At 40.4% G+C, this 22,648-nt stretch carries 21 protein-coding genes; 13 read left to right on the forward strand and 8 right to left on the reverse strand.

What is annotated here, in order from left to right; translation table 11 throughout:
• Nucleotides 1-18: 18 nt before the first annotated feature.
• Together H6G14_RS16595 and H6G14_RS16600 are read right to left on the reverse strand one after the other, a co-directional pair.
• Nucleotides 19-1,197 carry an esterase-like activity of phytase family protein gene (locus H6G14_RS16595; RefSeq protein WP_190568453.1) on the reverse strand — a complete coding sequence of 393 codons (1,179 nt, stop codon included), beginning with the start codon at nucleotides 1,195-1,197 and terminating at the stop codon, nucleotides 19-21.
• Between the two features lie 297 nt (nucleotides 1,198-1,494).
• Nucleotides 1,495-2,979 carry a TM0106 family RecB-like putative nuclease gene (locus tag H6G14_RS16600; RefSeq protein ID WP_190568454.1) on the reverse strand — a complete coding sequence of 495 codons (1,485 nt, stop codon included), beginning with the start codon at nucleotides 2,977-2,979 and terminating at the stop codon, nucleotides 1,495-1,497.
• Between the two features lie 84 nt (nucleotides 2,980-3,063).
• On the opposite strand from H6G14_RS16600, the gene H6G14_RS16605 reads away from it, so the two are divergent.
• Entirely contained in the window at nucleotides 3,064-4,242 is a 1,179-nt protein-coding gene (locus H6G14_RS16605) for an aminotransferase class V-fold PLP-dependent enzyme (RefSeq protein WP_190568455.1), read from the forward strand.
• Nucleotides 4,243-4,610: 368 nt separating this feature from the next.
• Here the strand turns inward: H6G14_RS16605 and H6G14_RS16610 are convergent, their stop codons facing one another.
• The gene (locus H6G14_RS16610; protein ID WP_190568456.1) at nucleotides 4,611-4,841 is read right to left on the reverse strand and encodes an EF-hand domain-containing protein; all 231 of its coding nucleotides are present in this window, start codon (nucleotides 4,839-4,841) and stop codon (nucleotides 4,611-4,613) included.
• 654 nt (nucleotides 4,842-5,495) lie between these two features.
• On the opposite strand from H6G14_RS16610, the gene H6G14_RS16615 reads away from it, so the two are divergent.
• The 8 genes from H6G14_RS16615 to H6G14_RS16650 all read left to right on the forward strand — a co-directional run bounded on the left by H6G14_RS16615 (nucleotide 5,496) and on the right by H6G14_RS16650 (nucleotide 12,165).
• Nucleotides 5,496-6,788: a lipase family protein gene (locus H6G14_RS16615; RefSeq protein ID WP_190568457.1), complete on the forward strand. Its 1,293-nt coding sequence runs from the start codon at nucleotides 5,496-5,498 to the stop codon at nucleotides 6,786-6,788.
• Nucleotides 6,789-7,394: 606 nt separating this feature from the next.
• The gene (locus H6G14_RS16620) at nucleotides 7,395-8,468 is read left to right on the forward strand and encodes a glycosyl transferase (protein WP_190568458.1); all 1,074 of its coding nucleotides are present in this window, start codon (nucleotides 7,395-7,397) and stop codon (nucleotides 8,466-8,468) included.
• Nucleotides 8,469-8,490: 22 nt separating this feature from the next.
• On the forward strand, nucleotides 8,491-8,904 hold the full coding sequence (locus H6G14_RS16625; protein ID WP_190568459.1) for a secondary thiamine-phosphate synthase enzyme YjbQ: 414 nt from the start codon (nucleotides 8,491-8,493) through the stop codon (nucleotides 8,902-8,904).
• A gap of 203 nt (nucleotides 8,905-9,107) precedes the next feature.
• Complete coding sequence (locus tag H6G14_RS16630; RefSeq protein ID WP_190568460.1) at nucleotides 9,108-9,854, forward strand: hypothetical protein; 747 nt, start codon at nucleotides 9,108-9,110, stop codon at nucleotides 9,852-9,854.
• Nucleotides 9,854-10,645, forward strand: a complete 792-nt coding sequence (locus H6G14_RS16635; RefSeq protein ID WP_190568461.1) for a Nif3-like dinuclear metal center hexameric protein — start codon at nucleotides 9,854-9,856, stop codon at nucleotides 10,643-10,645. The genes H6G14_RS16630 and H6G14_RS16635 overlap by 1 nt, the downstream gene beginning before the upstream one ends.
• 294 nt (nucleotides 10,646-10,939) lie before the next feature.
• Nucleotides 10,940-11,155, forward strand: a complete 216-nt coding sequence (locus H6G14_RS16640; RefSeq protein WP_190568462.1) for a hypothetical protein — start codon at nucleotides 10,940-10,942, stop codon at nucleotides 11,153-11,155.
• A 325-nt stretch (nucleotides 11,156-11,480) separates the two neighbouring features.
• Complete coding sequence (locus H6G14_RS16645) at nucleotides 11,481-11,639, forward strand: hypothetical protein (protein WP_010997369.1); 159 nt, start codon at nucleotides 11,481-11,483, stop codon at nucleotides 11,637-11,639.
• Nucleotides 11,640-11,853: 214 nt separating this feature from the next.
• On the forward strand, nucleotides 11,854-12,165 hold the full coding sequence (locus tag H6G14_RS16650) for a DUF6679 family protein (protein ID WP_190568463.1): 312 nt from the start codon (nucleotides 11,854-11,856) through the stop codon (nucleotides 12,163-12,165).
• A 350-nt stretch (nucleotides 12,166-12,515) separates the two neighbouring features.
• Here the strand turns inward: H6G14_RS16650 and H6G14_RS16655 are convergent, their stop codons facing one another.
• Entirely contained in the window at nucleotides 12,516-14,183 is a 1,668-nt protein-coding gene (locus H6G14_RS16655; RefSeq protein WP_190568464.1) for an MBL fold metallo-hydrolase, read from the reverse strand.
• Nucleotides 14,184-14,879: 696 nt separating this feature from the next.
• Nucleotides 14,880-15,338, reverse strand: coding sequence for an orange carotenoid protein N-terminal domain-containing protein (locus tag H6G14_RS16660; protein ID WP_190568465.1), 459 nt, complete (start codon nucleotides 15,336-15,338; stop codon nucleotides 14,880-14,882).
• Between the two features lie 457 nt (nucleotides 15,339-15,795).
• Between H6G14_RS16660 and H6G14_RS16665 the strand changes: the two genes are divergently transcribed.
• Nucleotides 15,796-16,386 (forward strand): ParA family protein, encoded by a 591-nt coding sequence (locus H6G14_RS16665; RefSeq protein ID WP_190568518.1) that lies wholly within the window; start codon nucleotides 15,796-15,798, stop codon nucleotides 16,384-16,386.
• Nucleotides 16,387-16,422: 36 nt separating this feature from the next.
• On the forward strand, nucleotides 16,423-16,725 hold the full coding sequence (locus tag H6G14_RS16670) for a CopG family transcriptional regulator (protein WP_190568466.1): 303 nt from the start codon (nucleotides 16,423-16,425) through the stop codon (nucleotides 16,723-16,725).
• A 142-nt stretch (nucleotides 16,726-16,867) separates the two neighbouring features.
• On the opposite strand, the gene H6G14_RS16675 is transcribed toward H6G14_RS16670, so the two are convergent.
• Both H6G14_RS16675 and H6G14_RS16680 read right to left on the reverse strand, forming a co-directional pair.
• Nucleotides 16,868-17,389, reverse strand: a complete 522-nt coding sequence (locus H6G14_RS16675; RefSeq protein ID WP_190568467.1) for a GerMN domain-containing protein — start codon at nucleotides 17,387-17,389, stop codon at nucleotides 16,868-16,870.
• A complete protein-coding gene (locus tag H6G14_RS16680; protein ID WP_190568468.1) occupies nucleotides 17,337-17,510 on the reverse strand; it encodes a hypothetical protein in 174 nt (57 codons plus the stop codon). Before H6G14_RS16680 ends, H6G14_RS16675 begins: the two co-directional genes overlap by 53 nt.
• Nucleotides 17,511-17,585: 75 nt before the next feature.
• On the opposite strand from H6G14_RS16680, the gene H6G14_RS16685 reads away from it, so the two are divergent.
• The gene (locus H6G14_RS16685) at nucleotides 17,586-19,040 is read left to right on the forward strand and encodes an integrase (RefSeq protein ID WP_190568469.1); all 1,455 of its coding nucleotides are present in this window, start codon (nucleotides 17,586-17,588) and stop codon (nucleotides 19,038-19,040) included.
• An 88-nt stretch (nucleotides 19,041-19,128) separates the two neighbouring features.
• Nucleotides 19,129-22,044: a PAS domain-containing protein gene (locus tag H6G14_RS16690; RefSeq protein WP_190568470.1), complete on the forward strand. Its 2,916-nt coding sequence runs from the start codon at nucleotides 19,129-19,131 to the stop codon at nucleotides 22,042-22,044.
• 15 nt (nucleotides 22,045-22,059) lie between these two features.
• On the opposite strand, the gene H6G14_RS16695 is transcribed toward H6G14_RS16690, so the two are convergent.
• Nucleotides 22,060-22,635, reverse strand: a complete 576-nt coding sequence (locus tag H6G14_RS16695; protein WP_190568471.1) for a Uma2 family endonuclease — start codon at nucleotides 22,633-22,635, stop codon at nucleotides 22,060-22,062.
• Nucleotides 22,636-22,648 lie beyond the last annotated feature (13 nt).

Consider the following 22,648-nt stretch of genomic DNA (forward strand, 5'->3'; position numbering starts at 1 on the left):
GTAGTCTTTTAAGAGAGTTTAAAGTTTAAAATTTTGTACTATTCCCCGTAATAACCTGATAAAAGATGATTCTATTTTGAGTTGAAAGGCGAGGATTTGGTTACGTTGTATGGAATTAAAATTATTATCACTGATGAGGATTAACGCTTTTTGTCTATTAGGTAGCCAAGGCCCAATGGTTAAGCCTTCTATGTTATCTAGTGCTACATCTAATGTTCTTAAATCTAAAAGCAATTTTTTCTCAACTGGCTTGATATTTTTAGAGTCAATTGCTAATAAGCTATTTATATTTTGGATGTTATCAGCATCTGATAGAGAAACTTGAAATAAAGAAACACCAAATCCTAAACCAGCAAAGGAACGTTCTATACTTATAAAGTGTCCATGATTATCTAAGGCTATTAAATCAGGTAATCCACTGGCAAACTTACCTGTTAAATTCAAAAAAGGTGAGATGGGTTCTGTTTGATAGAGAAATTCTTTTTCTGGTTGATTATTTTGTAAGTTATATTGCAAAATTCTGCAAGGGCTACCAATGTCAGGTTGTGCTGCTTCTCCATCTTGGATTAAAGCATTTTCTGTAGCTGTAAATAAGTATTTATTATTAGGTGTAATTGTTAAACTTTCAAAAGCTAAATTATTACGAATACCTTGTTTACTATCAGGTAAAAATTTCTGGGGGATGGATAGACTTCTAATTGCTTTACCTGATGATAAAGGAAATTCTTTGATAAAAGGATAAATTGAATTATCCACATCACCTTCAGAAGAAATAAATACTGTTTCTACTTGAGTAACCGCAATTCCTTCTGTATCTGTTTCCCCAGGAACAAAGGGTTGACCATTTTCTTTTAATAAAGTGGTAACACCTACAGGCACAATGCTACTATCTTGTAATTTACCTTGACTTAAATCAATTTTGAAGGTGTAGAAACGTGCAGGTGCTTTTTGTCCTCTATCATCAGAAATAGCATAATAAAGATCGTTACTAGAATCATAAGTGATACCTGATAGCCCACCTAATTGGGTATTTTGAAAAGATAGTCTTTTCGGTAAGGTAGCTTGCCCAATAAATTCTATACTACTGATTTCTACAGCATCTGTAATTAAATTGGTAAAGAATAAGCTGGTAATTAAAATTCCAATAGTAAAGAAAATAAAGGTTCGCAAATTTAAGTTTTTTCTAATTATTTTCATATTTTCTTGCTTGGTCTTTTTCTCTTAGTGGTTGATTATTTTTACCACTCCTTCGGGGCGGGAGTAGGGAGTAGGGGAAGAAATTAGCCCCGAAAAAGGTTTAAAGCCGGACTTGCGTCCCGCTACGCTAACGCCCCTTGTGGGCGATAAAATCCTTGTATTGCAAGGTAGGTTGAAACCCCGCCCCTCTCTGCGAGACGCTACGCGAACGTGGGCGGCTTAGTTTCCCTACTCCCCAATCCCTACTCCCTACTCCCTTTCATCACTAAGATACGATGAAAGTCAGGACTTTCAATTTTAACCCACACGTCGTAAATTATACTTATCTTGTAGAAAGTTGACGAGCCAATCTTTAACTTTACGGGTGGCGCGGCAGTCGTCCTCGTTATAGCGAATAATGATTTCTAGTAAGGTGCGATCGCCTGTTTCTAGCCATTGATCATACCAGTATATACACTTAGCACCACTCGCTTCTTTATCACGCCACTCAAACCCCATCCAGCGCGCGATGGCTTTTAAGGCATAACTTTCTATAGGTAAAGCCACGCTTTGGGTTAAATGTTCATAAATATCGACAAATCTATATAATACTGGGCTGACTAAGGTGTAAGGTGTACGGTATAGCTTGGCTAGGCGTTTAACTGTATCTAATTCGTACACACAAAAATGATAAATTGGGGCTTCGGGATATTGCCACACTAAGTCTAGAAACTGTCGCCAAATCAATTCTTCTTCTGATGGTTTTTCAGCGACAAAGGAATAAAATTGTTCGGTGTTGCTTTGTTTGTTAATTACCAAAACCCCTAAAAGATAATCTAAATTTAAATCTGGCTGCGCTTCAATATCAAAGTATATTTCTACAGGCGAGTTGACTATCAGATTTCCCTTGGGTGGTGGAAATGGCAGAATTAGCGGCCGTCTTTGTAGAACTGATTGGGCTTGCACTACTAATTTTGCTGCAACTTGGGAATCAAAACCCACGAGATTTTCTAATATAGTTGGGCTGGTATGGGCGAGGGATTCTACACTGGTAATGTCGAGGATTTGCAGTTGGGTGTAACGGATGGGTGTTACGCCAGGTAGTAGAGAGAGGTGTTGCTCAGATTGAGCGATCGCATAACATTGACTGTACCAAAGACAAAGATTACACTTTTGACGGGCAATAAATACTTCTGGTGCAGTCTCTGACTCTAAGTCTTGAATAAGTTCTCGTAAAATACCCTGCATTTGGGGTATCCATTTATATAAATCTACTGAATACGGTGTCTCTTTACCCCGCAACATCAACCAAGCATTCTGGGGCTGAACTTCCTGTACTCTTGCCAAAATTTGGGCATGAAAGGCTGTAACTACTTGATATTCTTGTTTGGGACGCTTACCCAGTTCTATATCCACTGGTTCATATACCCAATCACCGAATCTGGACTGTCCTGGCTGCTTGATTAACAAATCGGGACGACTCAAACAGGTATATTTTGTGTCATCTGTATCTATTAACTCGTTGTAATTGGCTAACAATACTCCCTGATAAATATACTCAACTCCACGCTGCATCAATTCTATGGTGGCTGCTTGTCCTGCTTCCCAATTCCTTTTGGGATATTCTGGTTGATGATATGCAAATTGAGCCAAGATACTTTTTTGATGAGCATATTTATCTTGTTGTAATTTCAGCAACAATTCACTAGGCGCATCTCTTTGGCTTCTATCAGCGTGAATATCTAAAATAGGACGGCGTTTACAGCGTTGGTATTGCAGCAGGTGTTCAGCATTAATTAGCATTCATTTGGGGATTGGGGATTGGGGACTATTGACTATAGACTGTTGACTAATGACTAAATAACTATTTTGAATTCTAATTTGTCTATGACTTCTATTTCTACTTTACAGACTAGGTTGCACAGCCATCGGGAAGAGTTCCCCGCTTTAGCTAATAAGACCTATTTTAACTATGGTGGACAGGGGCCGATGCCTCAAGGGGCAATGGATATTATTACCCAATCTCTCACTTATATCCAACAAATCGGCCCTTTTGGGACTGAGGCGGGTAATTGGATAACGAAGCAAACTCAAGCTGTGAGGGAAGCGATCGCCTCGGAATTAAACGCCTCTTCTGATACGATTACTTTTACAGATAATGTCACTGTTGGCTGTAATATCGCTCTTTGGGGCATCCCTTGGCAAGCCGGCGACCATATTTTACTATCGGACTGTGAACACCCAGGGGTAATTGCTGCTACTCAAGAAATTAGTCGGCGCTTTGCGGTGGAAGTTACTACTTGTCCCCTCAAAGCTACGTTAAATGAGGGCGACCCGGCGGCAATTATCGCCCAGAATTTACGCAAAAATACTCGCTTGGTAGTCCTCAGTCATGTCTTCTGGAATACTGGACAGTTACTACCTTTGGATAAAATTGTTGAGGTATGCAGAAATAATAACTCTTTACTATTAGTTGATGCTGCCCAGTCTGTTGGTGCGTTACCTCTCAACTTAACTGAGTTGGGGGTAGATTTTTACGCTTTTACTGGTCATAAATGGTTGTGCGGCCCTGAGGGTGTGGGCGGTTTGTATGTGCGACCAGAGGTCAGAGACGGCCTCAACCCTACATTTATCGGTTTGTATGGAATTATTGTAGATAACCAAGCCCAACCTGTAAGCTGGAAACCAGACGGGCGCAGGTATGAAGTATCTACCCTAGCTTATCCATTATACCTGGGGTTAAAGGAAGCGATCGCCACGCATCAGCGATGGGGAACACCACAGGAACGTTACACCCAAATTTGTCATAACAGCGAATACCTCTGGCGCAGTTTGGCGGCGATACCCAATGTCAAATGTTTACGCAATACACCCCCGGAAACTGGTATTGTCTCTTTCCAACTCAACCAAACCCCATCCCTCAAGCTAGTGCAATTTCTCGATTCTCAAAAGATATTAACCCGAACAATTGCCGACCCAAGTTGTATCCGGGTAACTGTTCATTATTTAACATTGGAATCAGAAATAGACCAATTAGTTGAAGCTGTAGCTAGGTTTTCACTCTAGTCATTAGTGATTGGCCAAAAAGCTGGACAGTAAGAAACACAGTGGAATGGTTTCTTGCTATCTCAAGAGAAAACTTAGATTTTTCAAGGTTTACGACAAGTGCGACTGTGCATCTCTATTATGCAGTCGCACCTGTAAAAACTGATTAATGAAGTTTAGACAGCTTTAATATAATGACTGTCAGTACAATTGAATGTGTTAGTTTATGACAACACAAAAACCTCGTCAATAAAGACAAGGTTTCTAGTTTATCTGACTATATTTACTCTACTACTAGTCTATAGCCTTTACTAGTCTGCTGAAGTGCAAATTTATCTGCGTTCATCTGCGGTTAATTATTTTTTTGTACCTCACTAGCATGAGAACCGCTATGAAGCCTCTACTTTTTCAACAGCAGCCTTTAATTCATCATAAGTAATACTACCGTCTTTATCTGAATCGTGCTGATTTAATATGTTATGAAAATCAGTTCTCGTTAATCTTGGTAAATCTCTTGTTGTGAAATTATCCAATGTAATCTCGTTAATATCTATTTTTCCGTCCCCATTTTTATCTGCAAACTTGAATATTTCTTGAAGCTGTTCTTCTGGAAATTGCATAAATTTTACTCTTTGAATGTATGTTTTTCTAATATTTCATGGATATTAAAAAAACTCAATGACAGTTAAGACAGTTAAGAAATTTAAGACAGATTTAATAAAGTCTTTATTTTCTAATTGGGACACGTTGTAAAGCTGACTTTTTATGGCATTTCTGGTTAGGGGCAGGGTGTGGGGTGTAGGATGCAGGAACTTATTTACTGTTAACGAAAGGTAAAAATGTACTAATTAATTGAGGTCTCAGTTTTCATCCTACTCCTTTTGATATATTTTTCTTGACTCAATGCTTATCTGTCTTAACTGTCCTTGCCTGTTTATGATCAATCTAAGAGTATGTTGATATGAGCCTAGTAAGCAACACTAAAACATTTTCCAAACTAGACACATCCAGCCTAATACAGTCCAGCAAAGAAGAATTGTAAGTTGGGTCAAGCGGAGCGCAACCCAACAAAACCTAACCTACATAGCTTTATGTTTTTTGCCGTAACTGAACAGTATTGACATAAAGCCAGCCACTTACTTGTAGCTGCTGTAATAGTAAGTACCCCAGACTAACGTCTTGTGGTGAAATATTGTGCTGAGTTGTCTATGCGTTGACAGAAAGTGGAAAAGCCGGACTCATGTTCAAAATCTACTAATTTAAACAGTTAAACTATGGTAACCACAACAGCAGCAAATCTAACTCTTGTTGAGAAACAGACAGCGTGGGCGCTTGGATGGATAATTAATGGCATTGCAGGTCTACCTGTAAATTCGTCAGATTCGTCAGATTCGTCACCAAACGACTCTAGAATCTTTCCAAATCCTGCTCAGGAGTTGGAAGACTTACTTGGTCGCCGCATAGATTTTTATCTGGGGGAAGACTCGAAGCTTACAGAAGTTATTGGGAAGTGGAACCGGGTATGGGGGCCATTTGTTTATCTGGCTCAACCACCGTTCAATAAATATGCAACTAATGCAATTTATGTGGCACAGCAATGCAATAAGTACGTTATTGGTGTTGCTGGTACGAATCCTATGTCTCTTCAAAACTGGTTGATTGAAGATTTGTATGTTGCAGTACTAGCGGATTGGGAAGAATATACTGAAGACGAACCTCAATTTCGTCCCAAAATTTCTATGGGAACTAAGATAGGTCTGGACAATCTCTTAAGACAACATCCAGGCTCGTCGGCAACTATCATTGACTTTCTCACAAACTTGTTAAAAGCAGCAGACGAAAACATAGAGATTTTACTAACGGGTGCTAGTCTAGGTGGTGCTTTGTCTCCTGTTCTGGCACTGGCGTTACATGAAAAAAAATCAATATGGGATCCAAATAATCGAGCTAGATTAAAGGTTGTTACATTTGCTGGCCCTACACCAGGCAATTATTATTTTGCAGAACGCTATAGGCTCAAACTTGGCAACACAACAACGCGCATTTGGAATAGTCTCGATATTGTTCCCCATGCCTGGAAACCAGAACTGCTAAGTAAAATTCCTAGTCTTTACGAGCCTCAGATCCCCTCTAATCCTCTGATTGAAAAGTTCGTAAATATAGGTAAGTTGTTGTCAGTCGGAAGATATTATACTCATCTTGAGCGGCTAACCCCTCCATTAAAAGGTACATTGCGCCCTATAGAGCAAACTCCCGAAACAAGTTCTAATCAAGTAGAGCTAAATGTTCAGTTAACAGAGGCTCTTAAATCAGGACTAGCAAAAGAAAATGTGTCTGTATCAGATCAAGATATCAACGGACTGCGGCAATTCTTGGCACAAGTTAAACAACAACATATAGACGCATACTTTGATTTACTAAATTTTCCTTCAGAGGTCACAGAGCTTATCATAAATGATAAACAACTGCCGCCCGAATTAAGGCTTCAAGAAGTAGTTCCAGAAGCTACCGAAGGCGTAATTGGTAAGCTGTTGGAATACTCTGCAAGCCCTGACGTAGATGAGTGATCCTTAAACAACTGTCATGTTGTATGAATTACCCCGCAGAAAACTGCCAATGGAAGCAATAGACTTCTTGCATAAATCCCAAATGTTTCATTTAAACTCAGTGAAATATATTGTGAGATTCTTCTCTACACTGTGTTCTGTTCATAATGACATTGAGAGTTTTTTGACTTTTGCAAGAAGTCTAATGTTCTGCAATGGGCTAACCAGCAAGCTGATCGCACAAATGGAAATTTGAGGCGGTGTAGTTAAGCCTTTTGTCCTCCTTGTTTTAAATAACAACTAACTTTTCTTTAACCGACTTCTGAATTTTTAGGAGTCGTTTTTTTCTCTTGATTTCCGCTTACAAGCGTTCACAGGTGCGACATCGCAAGGAAGTTGCGCCACATTGGTTTATATGATCCTTATAAGTCAAGCTTCCTAGCAAAGTAATAATATTTTTCCTAGCTTTGTTTCTTACTTATGCCAAACTTTATGAGTAATTGTTGAATTTTTAGTTGTACTGTATAAGTTCAATTCTATTTAAGCCTTGAGCATTGGTCAGGTCAACCCCTGGTAAGCCCGAAGCAAACCATTTTTTCTATAGGCAATGCTACCAACTATAATTTTATGAAACGCCCCATCTTATACGTAGCCATTACAAACCACGGCTTTGGTCATGCTACTCGCACAGCCTCAGTTGCGGCGGCAATTCAAAAGTTGTGTCCAGACGTTCTCTTAATTATGGTGACTACTGCGCCTCGGTGGTTACTAGAGTGCTATATAGAAGGTGATTTTATCCATCGTCAGCGTGCTTTTGATTTGGGTGTGGTGCAGTCGGATAGCCTCAATATGGATAAGGATGCGACTTTAGCGAAGTTGTTGGAAATTAAAAAGCAGCAAAATTCTCTGATTGCTTCGGAAGTAAATTTCATCCGCCAAAATCGTGTGGATTTGATATTAGCTGATATTCCTTTTCTCGCACCTTTGTTTGCTAAAGCCGCAGGTATTCCTTGCTGGATGATGAGTAATTTCGGCTGGGATTTTATCTACCGTAGTTGGGGAGGGGAATTTGCGGTGATTGCTGATTGGATTAGTGAGTGTTATTCTCAATGCAATCAACTGTTTCGTCTACCCTTCCACGAACCTTTACAAGCTTTCCCCAAAGTTACAGATGTAGGTTTAACTGGTGGTTCTCCTCGTTACTCTGTTGAGGAAATCCGTTCTCTTTGGGGTATTACTGCACCTAAAGATAAAACTATTTTACTTACCTTTGGCGGTCTGGGTTTACAACAAATTCCCTACGAAAACCTGAAGCATTTTCCCGATTGGCAATTTATCGTTTTCGATCAATCTGCCCCTAACTTACCTAATTTAATTCAAATTCAAGACCGCAAATATCGCCCGGTGGATTTTATGCGTATTTGTGGGCGTGTTGTTTCTAAGCCTGGTTTTAGCACGTTTTCGGAAGCTACTCTACTAGATGCACCCCTGGTAACTATTCCCCGTGATGATTTTGCGGAAGCTGCTTTGTTATTGGAGGGTATAGCCAATTACAATTCCCATCAAATTTTGACTCCAGAAGAATTCTTCCAAGGTAACTGGGATTTTCTCCATCAACCAGTGCAACCACCAAAGCAAACTCAACCAATTGCTAAGGATGGAAATGTGGCGATCGCCCAAGCTATTATTAATTATTTCTAGTCTCATAAAACTATCTGTAACTATGACTCACTACCAAAAACTCCTGAGAGTTTCTACGAACGGGAAATCATTCCACAATATTACTGCCAAAATTGAATCTATAGTTGCAGAATCTGGTGTGGAAACTGGACTTTGTACTTTATTTTTACGCCACACGTCTGCCAGTTTAGTGATTCAAGAAAATGCCGACCCAGATGTACTTGTGGATTTAGCTAATTATATGGCTAAACTTGTGCCAGAATCAGGAAAATATATTCATGATGCTGAAGGTGCTGATGATATGCCGGCACATATCCGCACGGCTTTGACTCACACTTCTGAAAATATTCCTATAAATCGTGGTCATTTGGTGTTAGGAATTTGGCAGGGAATATATGTTTGGGAACATCGTCAGCGCAGTCATGTCAGAGAATTAGTTGTGCATATTTCGCAATAACCGGAATTGATCAGATCCCCAACTGCTCTTAAGACTTAGGGATCTGTCAAACCAATTCGCAATTGTAATCAGTGGGGGTTTGAACCCACAAATTACCAATTTGTTCAATATAAGAGTTAATTTTATTTAATATCTTTTCACATCATGTAATTACAGATGTAAAATAATATTTATTTCTAGCTATTTGGGCTAGTTTGATAACGATGCAGCACATAGCACCGATTAATAATTTTCAATTACTCGATGAAATACTAGCCCAAGCTTCAGTTGATTTATTAACCTTGAATCCACAAAAAAGAATGATAACTAGCTTTGTGGAATTGGGGCATAAAATAACGCAAGAAACTACAAACTCTCAAATAATTAATGCCCTAATTAACACGTTAGAAATTATAGTTTCTGCTCAGTTAAAAAATTTCCCAGGAAATATTTTCTGGGATTTTGATTTTATGGTTAGTAGTATGTTAAGACTAGCTTTGTTAGAAAACGATGGTGCTGTTGATTTTCTAGAAGTTTTTGGACAAAAGATGGTATCTTTAACAGAACTATTTGGCGGCAAAAATGAAATTAGATTTCGCTATGTCCATGATTTCACGTATGGTTTTGATTGGGCAAGATGGGTACAAAAAGATCCAAAAAATCGTGTAACTATAGAGCCTTTTAGTTTGATTTTTCTGGATTACTTGTTAGATAAAAGTGAAGAATTGCGGCAACGTATTCATCAAGGTCGTTCCCAATCTTATAAGTTATGTGCAACAGGTTTTCGTAATCCTTTTACTTTCTCCCGCGAGCCAGAAGATGAATATCGATTATTTACTCATCTGGCCCAAGACAAATTGATTCCAGTCCCAGCATGGAGTTGGAATGCTTCTCCTGTGTGGAATCAGCCTTTTGAGGAGATGCGTGAGCAATTAGCATTAAAATTAAATATTCAACCACAGAGACACTGATGAAAATTGCGGATTTAATTACTTGGTTTGAATCTTGGGCGAATCCGGCTTGGTGTGAAAATTGGGATAATTGCGGCTGGCAAATTGAACCTGGAATACTGCATGAAGAGGCTAGAGTTTTGGTTTGCTTAACACCAACTTTGGCGGTAATGGAGGAAGCGATCGCACTCCAAGCCAATTTGATTTTTGCCCATCATCCCCTGATTTTCAGCCCTCCCAAGTCTCTCCGTCGTGGTGAAGCGATCGCGGATATAGCCAGGTTAGCCTTTACCAAAAATATCGGTATCTACAGCGCCCACACCAATTTTGACCAAGTAGAAGATGGTACGGCTGATGTGTTGGCGCAGATTTTAGGACTTAAGGATGTTACTCCCATAGTCCCGACACAAGGCGGACTTGGTTATGGGCGGGTCGGTTTGCTAGATCCATTTTTAAATTTACAAGAGTTATTAACTGTAATTCAAAACCGCCTGGCTCCCCCTGATTTAATTTTTTCCCCCACTGCGGATTTACAGCAGATAATTTCACGGGTGGCTGTGTTGGGTGGTTCGGGCGCAAGTTTTATCTCGGCGGTAGCCAAAACCGGCGCGGAAGCTTATCTGACTTCTGACTGCAAGTTCCATCAGTTTCAAGAAAGCCGCGATCGCGGTTTAATTCTCATCGACGCTGGACATTATGCAACTGAACGCCCGGCTTGCGATCGCCTAGCAGAAAAATTGCGGTCTTTAAATTTACATTGGGTGCAATTGAGCAACCAAGATGAGGATTTTCGCCAATTTTTTGTGAAATAAGGCAGCAGGGAGATGTAATTAAATATTAATGTTAGTTTTTTTGTTTTCTATTTAAGTCAATTTACGTAATAAATTTTAATATGCAATTAACAGTATGTTTCTGTAACTCTTTCAGGTAAACTCTTTTGGAATCAAAACGTAATTCCTATATATACCTTAGCTTTTTATTGATGTGATACAGATCACAGACAACACTGACGAAGATCACTAATAATAGCTGTTTTATATCAATTAGATAGAGTCCAAAGTATTCCACACTGGAGGTGACCAACCGCCTACTTCACTCTAAACAAGATGATTCGCGCACTTGTTGAATCTGCTTTTCAAACTGGTTATCTCAGTGTTGAATCTGAGGGTCTACTCAATCAAGTGCTGGCTACTAGGTGCTATCAGCCCGAAGATGTGCCGTCTCTAGCATCTTTGTATGATGCCGTTAGTGCGGGAACCATTAAACGAGAAGCATCTTCACAACGCCTTATAGAATCTCTATCACGCTTCAAATCTCCCTAAAACTACCAAATTCTTACAGGCAGGATAGGCTACCAGGTAAAAAAGCAGGGGAGCAAGGGAGCAGGGAGCAGGGGAGAAAAACCACCCACAAGGGGTGTTAGCGAAGCGGAACGTAGTTCGGCTTCAACCAAGGGAGCAAGAGAGCAGGGGAGCTATCGCCCACAAGGGGCGAGGTTTTAAACCTAACTTCTCCCAATAAAATAAAAATCTTCAACTCATAACTATTGAGGCTTTGTTGTTGAAAACTATGAAGGTCAGCCAGAGAATGAGTTAAGATCAAATACGTAGGGGTAAACGTCAAGCCGAATCCCCAGGCTTCTCAGCAATGCTAATGATTACAAGTAGGCAAATTAAACAACCGGAATCATCGCTTGTTTTGGAGTATTTATTATTACATAATGGTAGAAAGAACTTACCGGAACCCATTCACTTGGTGAGAAAAACACCAGAAATGTTTGATTTCTATGAAACAAACATTAGCTGAATCACCCTGAAAGAGATAGAATTTTGGTGCAGTAACCACAAGTTTATGACTCAATATTCTCCCAGAACCGAAAATTATCAGTAAGTATCTGGGTATGGTCAAAAGACACACTGATTCTAAACCAGGTTTCTCAACTCCTAAGGGTGTTATTTAATTGGGATAAAACCCAGATTTCAAGGTTTAACTACGTTGTTTAAAAAGGCAGAAGCAGTACATGCTACACCGCAAGATTTATCAACTGTGTTGCGACGGGCGGGAGGTATGTGTATTCTTGCGGGACCAGCAACGCTGGATCGAACGCGCCCGCATCCTCGATATAGAGGGAGACTTAGTGACCCTACGCTATGAAACAGACGAAGAAGACGAAGTTTGCTCCTGGGAAGAGATGGTTCGTCTCGAAAGCATCGGCGCTGTCACTCAAAAATTAGCTTCAGTTCCACGCGGTAATATAGAACCCCTCACAACTGAAGATTGCCCAGATTCCGAGCGTATCCGTAACCATTATCCCGATTCTAATCCTGAGTAAGAGGCAAGGGGGCAGGGGGCAGGGAGCAAGGGGGAGGTTTACTAAAGGATTTCTCTTTTTCAACCTACATCCGATACCTCTCCCTACTCCTTACTAGACCACGTCCTGAATCCTGAGTAATACGTCCTACTCAGGATTCGTTATTTCATGGGGAGGGGTGTAGGGGTGTAGGGAAAACAACTAATAATTAGATCAAGATACCTCATATAGCTGTTGACAGTTGACAGTTGACGGTTGACAGACTTGAAAGTCTTGTGTTGTCAGGGTTTGATCTTGGCTTGATGTCCTAATCTATCTGGCTACGGCTATAAATACGGTTTTTCTCCTAACCCCTATACCCCTATACCCCCCTATTCACCATTCGCTAACCGCTCAAAAGCTGGACAGTGTCCTTCTAACGTCACTCTAAAGTTGTATAGGGGAGAGGAGGGGTTCCAGCAGCGCTGTCCTCTTTGATGGCGACAAGTGCCGCAGCAATCAATGTCGGGGGAAATGTTGCGATCGCTATTTTGATTGAGTAGTTCTCTTTGGGTTAATCCCCGTAATACTAGTTCTTCCCCTTGCCAACGGGCTTCGATTAAACCAGTGTCCGCAAACTGTCGCCAACGGGGATCGGCGGTAATGGCTTCGGGGATGCTAATGGTGATGACTGTTCCTAACTCCGTCAGTTCACCTTCATAATTTGTTTCTGGGGGGGCTGGTTGTAAAAAGGTTTCGCCGATAAGCAGTTCTACCATTGTCTCAGCCGCCGGTGAATGGATGTGATAACGGTTTTGCAATTCTTCTAGACAGGTTAAATCTGCTAGGTACGAAGGAGAACCGTGGACAAAAACGACGTGCTGGGGACGTAAGTTATGAATTAATTGGGTAGTTCCCGGCCCGTCGCTGTGTTGAGCCAGCAGATAACTTTCTACTGTGGTGGGGGCTGAATATTTTTTATTAACTTTTATATCAATTTTTTCTGGCAATAAGATAAGCCAAGGCCCGGTTTCTGGCTGACAGTACTGTTCTAAATCAGATGTGGCATCTGTCAGGACAATGCAAGGTGATTTTCCCACACTGCTGCGGTTTTCGGCTTGCAAACGCCGCACGCGGGGACGCACCCGTTCATCCCAAAATAAGGGTTGATGACGGGCGAAGTTTTGGACTGATGCTGGTAGGTGGGGTAGGAGTTCCAAGTAAGCATCACACCCAATAGCAACGGCACCATCAACCCAAATATCTAAGTCCCTACCGGTGAAGTGGTGATGAGAACGCAGCAACATCAACAGTTCTTGTCCTAAGCCTAAGGCGGGGGTGGGGAGGATAACAGAACAGCGATCGCTAATGGCGCGATTAATTCTCTCGGCTAGTTGGTTTTCTTGGTTGCGGCGGTGGGGGTGTCTGGATGTGCCGTAAGTCCCTTCGATAATCAACACATTTAAATCTATACCGCGCAGTTCTTCTAACCGCAAACCTTCAACTAAGCGAGAGTTAGATAGAAAGAAATCCCCTGTATAGAGTAATTTGTAAGAACGCTGTTCTGTGGTGTATGTGAGGAGAATTGCCACTGCGCCTGGTAAGTGTCCGGCGGGGAAGATTTCGGCAACTAATCCATCTTGTAGCTCTACAGGCGATCGCAACGGTAAGGCGTGACACAGTTGGGGAATTTCCTGGGGGTTGCGGTCTAACCAATTCAAAGGCAGCAACTTGCTTGTTACTTCACTACCATAGATAGGTAAATTAGGAAAAGCTTGATGCAGTGCTAGCAAACCTCTAGCATGGTCTGGGTGGGCATGGGTAACTAAAACTAAATCTGCTGGTAAAGGTGGAGTACCCCGCTTTGCTGATGGAGTTAAACTCTTTTGGATGGATGAAATATCTGCTAAACCACAATCCAACAGAATGCGATGCGGCCCCATCCGCACTAATAAACATACACCTTCATCATGATGCTGAACGCTGTAGGGAAAACATTCTAGTTCGGTTGCTGCTTCCCCTGTCTCAATATTGGAATATGTGGACAAATTATTCCTCATGTTCTGCTCCCCTCCAACCTCATCATTGACCTATCCGAAAAACCAAGATTCATGAAGATTTTGGTTTTGTAGCTTGGGGGTAGTTTCGGTAGTGCGCCCCTAAAGCTGAAGAATGTGGATTTTTGATTGGGATGGACACCTTTTGCGAACGCGTACTGGTTCGTAAAAGTTGGATAACGAGGAGCCATTAAACTGGGGAATCAGGGAATTTGCCTCTTGCATTTGTAATGATCCGAAATTCTGATCGCTTACTGTTAGCAACCAGATTTCTTTCAATGGGCAGAGCCATTGCCATGATAGTTATCTGAATCATAAAACCCGTTTTTCGTCCCAAAGAATAGGCACGAAACAGTAAATATTACGGTTAAACCCACTAAAATTAGTTTTACGTCCATTGGTTCTCACTCTCTAACTAAGACTTACTTATATTAATAGCGTGATTTTCCCGTCTAGCGGAATCGCTAGAAAATCTTTACTATGCTTGGGTTGATTGGGCAATAGGTAAATTTACTGCAACTGAGTCAGATTGTAGAGCTTTTTGGTATTACCTGTCTATTCACGCAATATGCCTTTACAAAGTGGGGATGAATCAATTCAAAATATCCGACGGGTACGCGGCAGCGTTCTGCCGGAAAGGCTGCGCGAACAAAATTAAGGGTTAAGAATTTGGGGAACTGGGTTCCCCTTGTGGTTATACTATTTTGCTCCCCACTCTAAAACGATGCTACGGGTAAAATCGATGCGTTGCGAGAAGTCTAAGCCTTTGACTGTATCAACAAAGCTTTTGGTTTCCTGTGGTAGCTCGTATTCTGATGGGACTTGAATAATCTCACCGCTTTCCATACCGCGTGCAAGTCTGAGCCACAATTCTATTTTGGGGCTGGAGTGTAAAGCATTGTAGGCACGGCTAATATCTGTGTTGCCACCAGTAGCGATATCGCGTTGGGCTTGTAATTGTTGTTCTTGTGGTAAGGCTCGAATCTGATCGTATAAAGCCGCAGCTGTATCTTGTACGGAAGGTTGATTTGTTTCTGAATCTAACTGCTCTTTGAGGTCAAGATAGCCATACCACAGTAAAGCTAATTGGGTGTCAACATCAAAGCCACGAAACTGTTCTATGGCTCTTTGAGTGCGTTCATCGGTAGCGTAAGTCATGGTAATCTCCGGTTCCTGAGGAAGAAATGTGTGTTTAATTTTACTGAGGTTACTAAACTCACCTCACTCACAAAATCCTATAAATTGGGCTAGGGAGATTAACCCTGCTGAAGGTAGAAATGACTACCGTAGCTTATGACAGATGTAAATATTACATTTGCACGCCAGAGAAACACCAATCAAAAACAAGGTGTGGCAACTGGTGTGCAATTTTAATTTTTGCCGCAATTAATACTTGAAATAATCTATACTTCTGTCACTCTGTTTACTGAATATACTTTGTATACATTATTTTAATGTACAAATTATAAGTACCTATAATTTACGGCTACTAATATCTTGATATCTAAGCATCTAAACTTTTAAATGTCCAAAAATTTAAACATTAGTTGCTAGATCGAATGTCCAGATGTTTAGATGTACAGTTAAGATGTTAGATATTCTTTATGTAGAAAAAATGATTATTACGGTAGCTGCGTTTAAAGGCGGTGTCGGTAAATCTACGACTGCGTTGCACTTAGCCACTTACTTGCAAATGAAAGCAGACACACTGTTGGTGGACGGTGATTTAAACCGCAGTGCTTTAGATTGGTCAAATCGGGGTTCTTTACCTTTTAAGGTGGCTGATGAGAAGCAGGCGGTCAGTTTAGCGGGGCTTTATGAGCATATAGTGATTGATACGCCAGCTCGTCCAGATACAGAAGAACTGAAAACTTTGGCTAAAGGATGCGATTTATTGGTAATACCAACAACACCAGATGCGATCGCTTTAGCTGCAACTTTAAATCTAGTTAATTTACTGAGTAAAATTAAAATTAAGTATAAAATATTGCTTACCATTGTTCCACCCAATCCCAATAAAACCGGGGAGGAAGCGAGAACAACTCTTTTAAATGCGGAACTACCCGTATTCAAATCAGGGATTCGCCGCTTGGCTGTGTTCCAACGTGCTGCTTTAGAAGGGGTTCCAGTCAACGCGGTTAAAGACCCTTATGCTCAAATTGCTTGGCGATGTTACGCCGAGGTGGGAAAGGAAATATTAGACTGATGCGTAATTTATATTTCTTAAATTGGGTAAGATGCCTTGAATAATCAGAAAAAAACCAGCCGTTTCGATGATTTAATTGATGCTGCCCGTAGCCGTCAGCACCGAGACCAGCCACAGTCAACGCCAGATAAGCCGACTTCCCAAAGCAAAAGCACTGACCCAGCTTATACGAGGACAACGATTTATTTACCAAAGCAAGTACATCGCCAACTTAAAGCAGCAGCAGCTTCTCAAGAGCGACAAATGAGCGATATTGTGACGGAACTGATTGAACAGTGGCTAGAAAAGAAGCAGGGGGAAGAACTAATGACCGAACAAAAAAAGGATACAAGCCCCTAAATTTATTTATGGCGAAAAAAAGAAGTGAAACAACATTAATTCAAGCCCCCGGATTTATCCGTGGGGTCTTCAATTTTGAATTTTGTTGGCGCAGCCTTCCCGAAGGGTATTTTGAATTGGAGCGAAGCGACTTGACCAATAACTAAAGCACAATATCTTCGCCTTGTTCGGTGAAGCGCACTTCTTGAATCTTCCATTGGGGATTACTAGTTAAGGTTTTACGGAGACTACCAAATAGAGCAAATTGTTCGCAGCTAGAGAGTGAAACGAATTGTCGCTTTGATTGGGGTGAGAGTCTTAAATCAACTGTGGCAACGCCATTTCTGACTCTGACGCGATAACCGGATAAGCTAAAGTCGGCGGTATCTCGTTCTTTGATGATTTTACCTACAGCGTTAGTTACAGATTGGGTGGCGGGTACGGTAACTTTTTGCGGGACAAATTCTTGACACTGGACATCACTGGTATAAAGAGTAACGTTTACTGTTTTGCCAGAGATGGCTTTAGGTTCGGTGTTATTGGTTTTGGCTCGCAGTTGAGCCATGCTTGGTGCAGGTTTGGGGGAGATTGTATTTGTTGTGTGGCTGGGGTTTGAACTACAACTGCTGAGGCTAGCGATCGCCACCATCATAAATGGTAAAAGACACCTGTTGTTCATTTTCATAGTTTTGTTTTTCTCTGTTTCTTTTGACTTCAGTATGGCTGTTAGAGATTCCGTATAAATTTGCCATAAATTTCTCATAAGTCTTGGAGGTTGCACTTTCCCCAGCACTCATTATTCTCATATTTCTATAAATTAAACTTTACTTCTTGACTGTTATTAGCTATCTTCAAACCAAGAAAGTGCTTGAGAGTAGCTTATGCCTGCAATTACTTTTGATCCACGTACATCTGAGTGGGATGGTACACCAATTGACAAGTGGGAACCCTCTAAATGGAAGCAATGGAAAGCTAAACAAACTGATGAATCGGCGAAGGTAGAACGGGAATACTTGCGAATTAAACACTCCGTACAGCAGGCAAATGCGGCTTTAAGTTTAGATAGAATTAAGATTAAATTAAAACTTACCAGCCCTAAAAGTATCGCCTTACAAGGTACTTTTCCTTGTAAACCCGGCGATGTAGGAAAGCAGGGTAGTCCTAATAAACAATATACCATTTCTTGCGGTTTTACAGCTAATGATGCTGGGGTGAAAATGGCTGTTTTTAAGGCACGAGAATTGGATTTATTGTTAATTACAAAACAATTCCAGTGGACACCAGAGTTACTAGGTAAACAGGCACAAAAGATAGAGTTACCAACACAGAATAATTCCGGAAAACTTATTGGTGAATTAATTCAAGAATATGAGCGTGAATTTTGGAAAACTCATGAGCAAAATAGACGAGGGATTCGGACTTGGGAAACTCATTATATTAGGCATTTAAAAAAACTGCCTCAAGATTTACCAATGTCTACTCAAGCATTAGCAATAGCTTTGGAAAAAACCAAGCCGAATACATCAGCGCGGTTTTTTATGGTATGGCAATTAAAGAAGTTCTGTGAGTTTTGTGGAATTGATGATTTTAAAACAATTTATGCCTATGCAACTCCTAAACCCCATCCGGCTATTCGCAAAGTTCCCTCAGATGAAGAAGTTATCCAAGGATTTAAGAAAATTGGGCTGCCTCTATCAGTCTACACGAGTAAAGAGAACACTACACAGCCGGAACAATGGCAATGGGTATACGGGATGCTGGCTACCTATGGCTTAAGACCCCATGAATTATTTGCTGTAGATATAGAAGCTTTTCTCAATCCAAAAAATACTTTTCATTTAGTAAGTTTAAATCCTAGTTTGACAGAAGGGACTAAAACCGGTGAACGGAGTTGTGGAATTCCCCCATTACATCCTCATTGGGTGGATTTATTCAAGTTAAAGAATATTAGGTTTCCCTACAACGAAGGTAAGTTAAATAATAAGACTGCCAAACTGTATATCAAATTTAGAAATGCAGATATCGGTTTTAGGCCTTATGATTTACGTCATGCTTATGCTATACGAGGTCATCGTTTACGGGTGCCAATAAAGACTATGGCAGATTATATGGGACATACAGTACAAGAGCATACTAAAAGTTATCAAAGATGGATGAATGAAGATACTAATTTAGAGATTTATAAAGAGGTGGTGATTCACAGACAAGGTACTAGTAAAGAGGCTATGAAAGAAAGAATCAATGAATTAGAAGCTGAGAACTTGGCTCTCAAAGCTGAAAATGCTACGCTTAGGAGTTTATTAGTACAACACCAACTGGGTGAATTACTGAGTTAAAAATAGCCGATTGATATTGCTGGATGGAGATTGGGCAAGATAGATACTGAAGTTAACTTCAAATTTGTCGCTGGTAAGTAGTATACCTATGACTGACAATCTCGTGACTATAGATAAAAATACTTATGATTCTCTTCAACAGGAACTCATAGGACTACGCCAGGTAGTAGCAAAGACTTTACAACCAGGGTTATTGATTGAGTATATACCTGCGGCGATCGCTATTTTCGACAGTGAGATGCGCTACTTACTGGCTAGTCGGCGTTGGCGAGAGGACTATAACTTAGTTGATGAGAATATCGTTGGTCGTTCTCATCATGATGTTTGTCCGGAAATAACTTTGGGTTGGCAAAACAGATATGAGGGTTGTTTGGCGGGAAATAAGGAGAAATCTGAAGAAGAAATTTTCATCCGTCGGGATGGGACTATTGATTGGGTGAAATGGGAAATAAATCCTTGGTATGAACCATCAGGTGAGGTGGGTGGTTTAGCTGTTGTCTCTGAGGTAATTACCGCACGCAAACAATCAGAAATTGCTTTAGCCGATAGTGAAAGGCGTTTAAGAGATGCGGAAGCACGGTTGCAGCGACTAGCTGATAATCTGCCAGGGATGCTTTATGAATTTTGTCTCCAACCTGATGGCACAAAGACTTTCCCTTATGTTTCCTCTGGGTGTCGAGAACTGATAGAATGCAGTCCCCAAGAGTTAGAAGATGATGCCTCGCTCATTTTTCCCAATACTCATCCTGAGGATATGATAGGGCTGCAAGAGGCGATGCTTAACTCTGCACAAACTCTGCAAAACTTTGAACATGAGTGGCGTATTATCACTTCTTCTGGTCGGCTAAAATGGGTCAAAGCAGTTTCCCGACCGGAACGTAAGCCAGGAGGCGAAATCACTTGGTATGGTTATCTATTGGATATAAGCGAACAGCAAGCCGCACTCCGTGAACGCAAGCAAGCAGACCAACAATTGCAACAGCAAGCACAGTTGTTACAAAGTATTTGGGAAGGCGTAGATTACGGTATCTTTGTTTTGGATGTTTTGGATGATGAAGCAGAGTTTCGTTACGTTCAAATCAATCCTGCCATGCACCGCATTAGTCCTATACCTCTGGAATCTTTCATCGGTAAGACAACGGCAGAAGCACTACCACCCGAAATTGCCAACTTATATCGCCAGCGCTATCAACAATGTATCAAGTCGAGAAAAAGCCTATTCTTTGAGGATGATTTCTTAGTAAATGACAAAGAAACTTGGTGGCTAATCAATATTACCCCTCTTGGTGATAGCAATTCACGAATTTCACAACTCGTAGTGACAGCGACGGAAATTACAGAACGCAAACAAGCTGAACAAGAACGGCAATTGTTTGTCTCTCTTATTGAAAATAGCAGTGACTTTATTGGTTTTGCGACTTTAGCAGGAAAACCATTATTTCTGAATGAAGCTGGACTCAAGTTAGTTGGTCTTGATAGTTTAGACGCTGTGAAGAATCTCCACATCATGGATTTTTTCTTCCCAGAAGATCAAGAAGATTTGGAAAAAAACATCATTCCTGCGGTAAATGAGGATGGTTTATGGCAGGGTGAATATCGTTTCCGCAACTATCAGACTCATGAAGGAATACCAGTTGACTTTAATATGTTTACTGTTAAAAGTCCGGAAACTGGAAAATCTGTGTGTTTAGCAACAGTTACTCGTGATATTCGGGAACGTAGGAAAGTAGAAGCATTACTGCAAGAACAAGAACAATTTTTACGTAATATTTATGAGGGTGTTGATCAAATTATCTTTGTGGTTGATGTTTTAGAAAACTTAGATTTTTGTTATACAGGTTGGAACTCCACAGCAGAAAGGTATACAAGAATTAGTCGCAATGATGCTATTGGTAAAGCACCTGAAGATATTTTTGGTAGTGTTGAAGGTCTCTTAGTACGTCAACGATACAAAAACTGTGTAGAGGCTGGTGTTAGCATTTCTTTTGAAGATTGTTTAACTGTCAACAATCAAGAAACTTGGTGGTTAACTAAAATTAATCCTCTAAGAAATAGTGCTGGTAGAATTTATTGCCTGGTTGGGACAACTTTAGATATTACACAGCGCAAACAAGATGAAATTCAATTGCGACAGCAAACCGAAAATCTGGAAAACGCTTTACGTGAATTACAACTTACCCAAACTCAACTTATCCATAGTGAGAAAATGTCTTCTATTGGGAATATGGTTGCAGGTGTAGCCCACGAAATCAATAATCCAGTTAACTTTATTCATGGTAATTTGATTCCCGCCAGTGAATATGCTCAAGACTTGTTACAGCTAGTAGAACTTTATAGACTACACTTTCCCTATCCACCAGAAGAAATTCAGGAATTCATTATAGATATTGACTTTGATTTCCTCAAAGAAGACTTGGTTAAGCTGCTGCAATCTATGCGTATAGGAACCCAACGCATTCGAGAAATTGTCTTATCACTCCGCAATTTTTCCCGCCTTGATGAAGCTGAATTTAAGCAAGTAGATATTCATGAAGGTATCGATAGTACTCTCATGATTTTACAAAATCGTCTGAAAGCTAAGTCAGACCATCCAGAAATTGCAGTTGTTAAAGATTATGGCGATTTACCTTTGATTGATTGTTATCCTGGTCAGTTAAATCAGGTATTTATGAATCTCATTAGTAATGCTATTGATGCTTTAGATGAGTCAGTTATCGGTGGTCATTTGTCGGTTACTACACCCACAATTTCTATTCGTAGCGAAATGATTAATAATAATTGGGTACGAATTACTATCTCAGATAATGGTGTAGGGATTCCTCCAGAAATATTATCGAAACTGTTTGACCCATTTTTTACTACTAAATCTGTGGGTAAGGGAACTGGCTTAGGTTTATCTATCAGTTATCAAATCGTTGTGGATAGACACAATGGGAAATTAACTTGCAATTCAATACCTGGAGAAGGAGCAGAATTTGTCATCGAGATTCCTATTCATCAGTGAATTGTGATGACTGCTTTACCAAACTATTTGTAAACTCAAAATGAACCCTGGTAATATATCTTCCCCAGATAATTCTGTAGGCGATGCTAATAGTTCTACGGGTTTTCCTAGACGATATATTTCTACTTGCTGTGTTTTACGGTTAATTAACCAGCCCAGTTTTACTTGATTATCTATATATTCTTGCATCTTGGCTTGTGTATCTTCCAAGCTGTCGCTAGGTGACATTAACTCTAAAACAAAATCTGGCGCAATTGGGGGAAATTTTTCCTGTTGTTCTGGTGTGAGTGCATCCCATCTTTCTTTTCTTATCCAAGCCACATCAGGAGAACGATTTGCACCGTTGGGTAGTTTGAAACAGGTGGAAGAATCAAAACATATGCCTAATTTTGTTTGACGATTCCAGATAACAAAATCAGCATTTATTTCTGAGTTCTTATTTCCTGTTTCTCCTCCTGTAGGTGGCATAATAATTAATTCTCCTTTATGGTTGCGCTCAAATTTGACACCAGGATTTTCTCGACATAGTTGATAAAATTGGTCGTCGGTGAGTTTAATAATTGGGTTGAGGTTGACTGTATATGCTGTCATTTATATTTCCCGC

It is taken from the genome of Nostoc parmelioides FACHB-3921 (genome assembly GCF_014696625.1).
Lineage (GTDB): Bacteria > Cyanobacteriota > Cyanobacteriia > Cyanobacteriales > Nostocaceae > Trichormus > Trichormus parmelioides.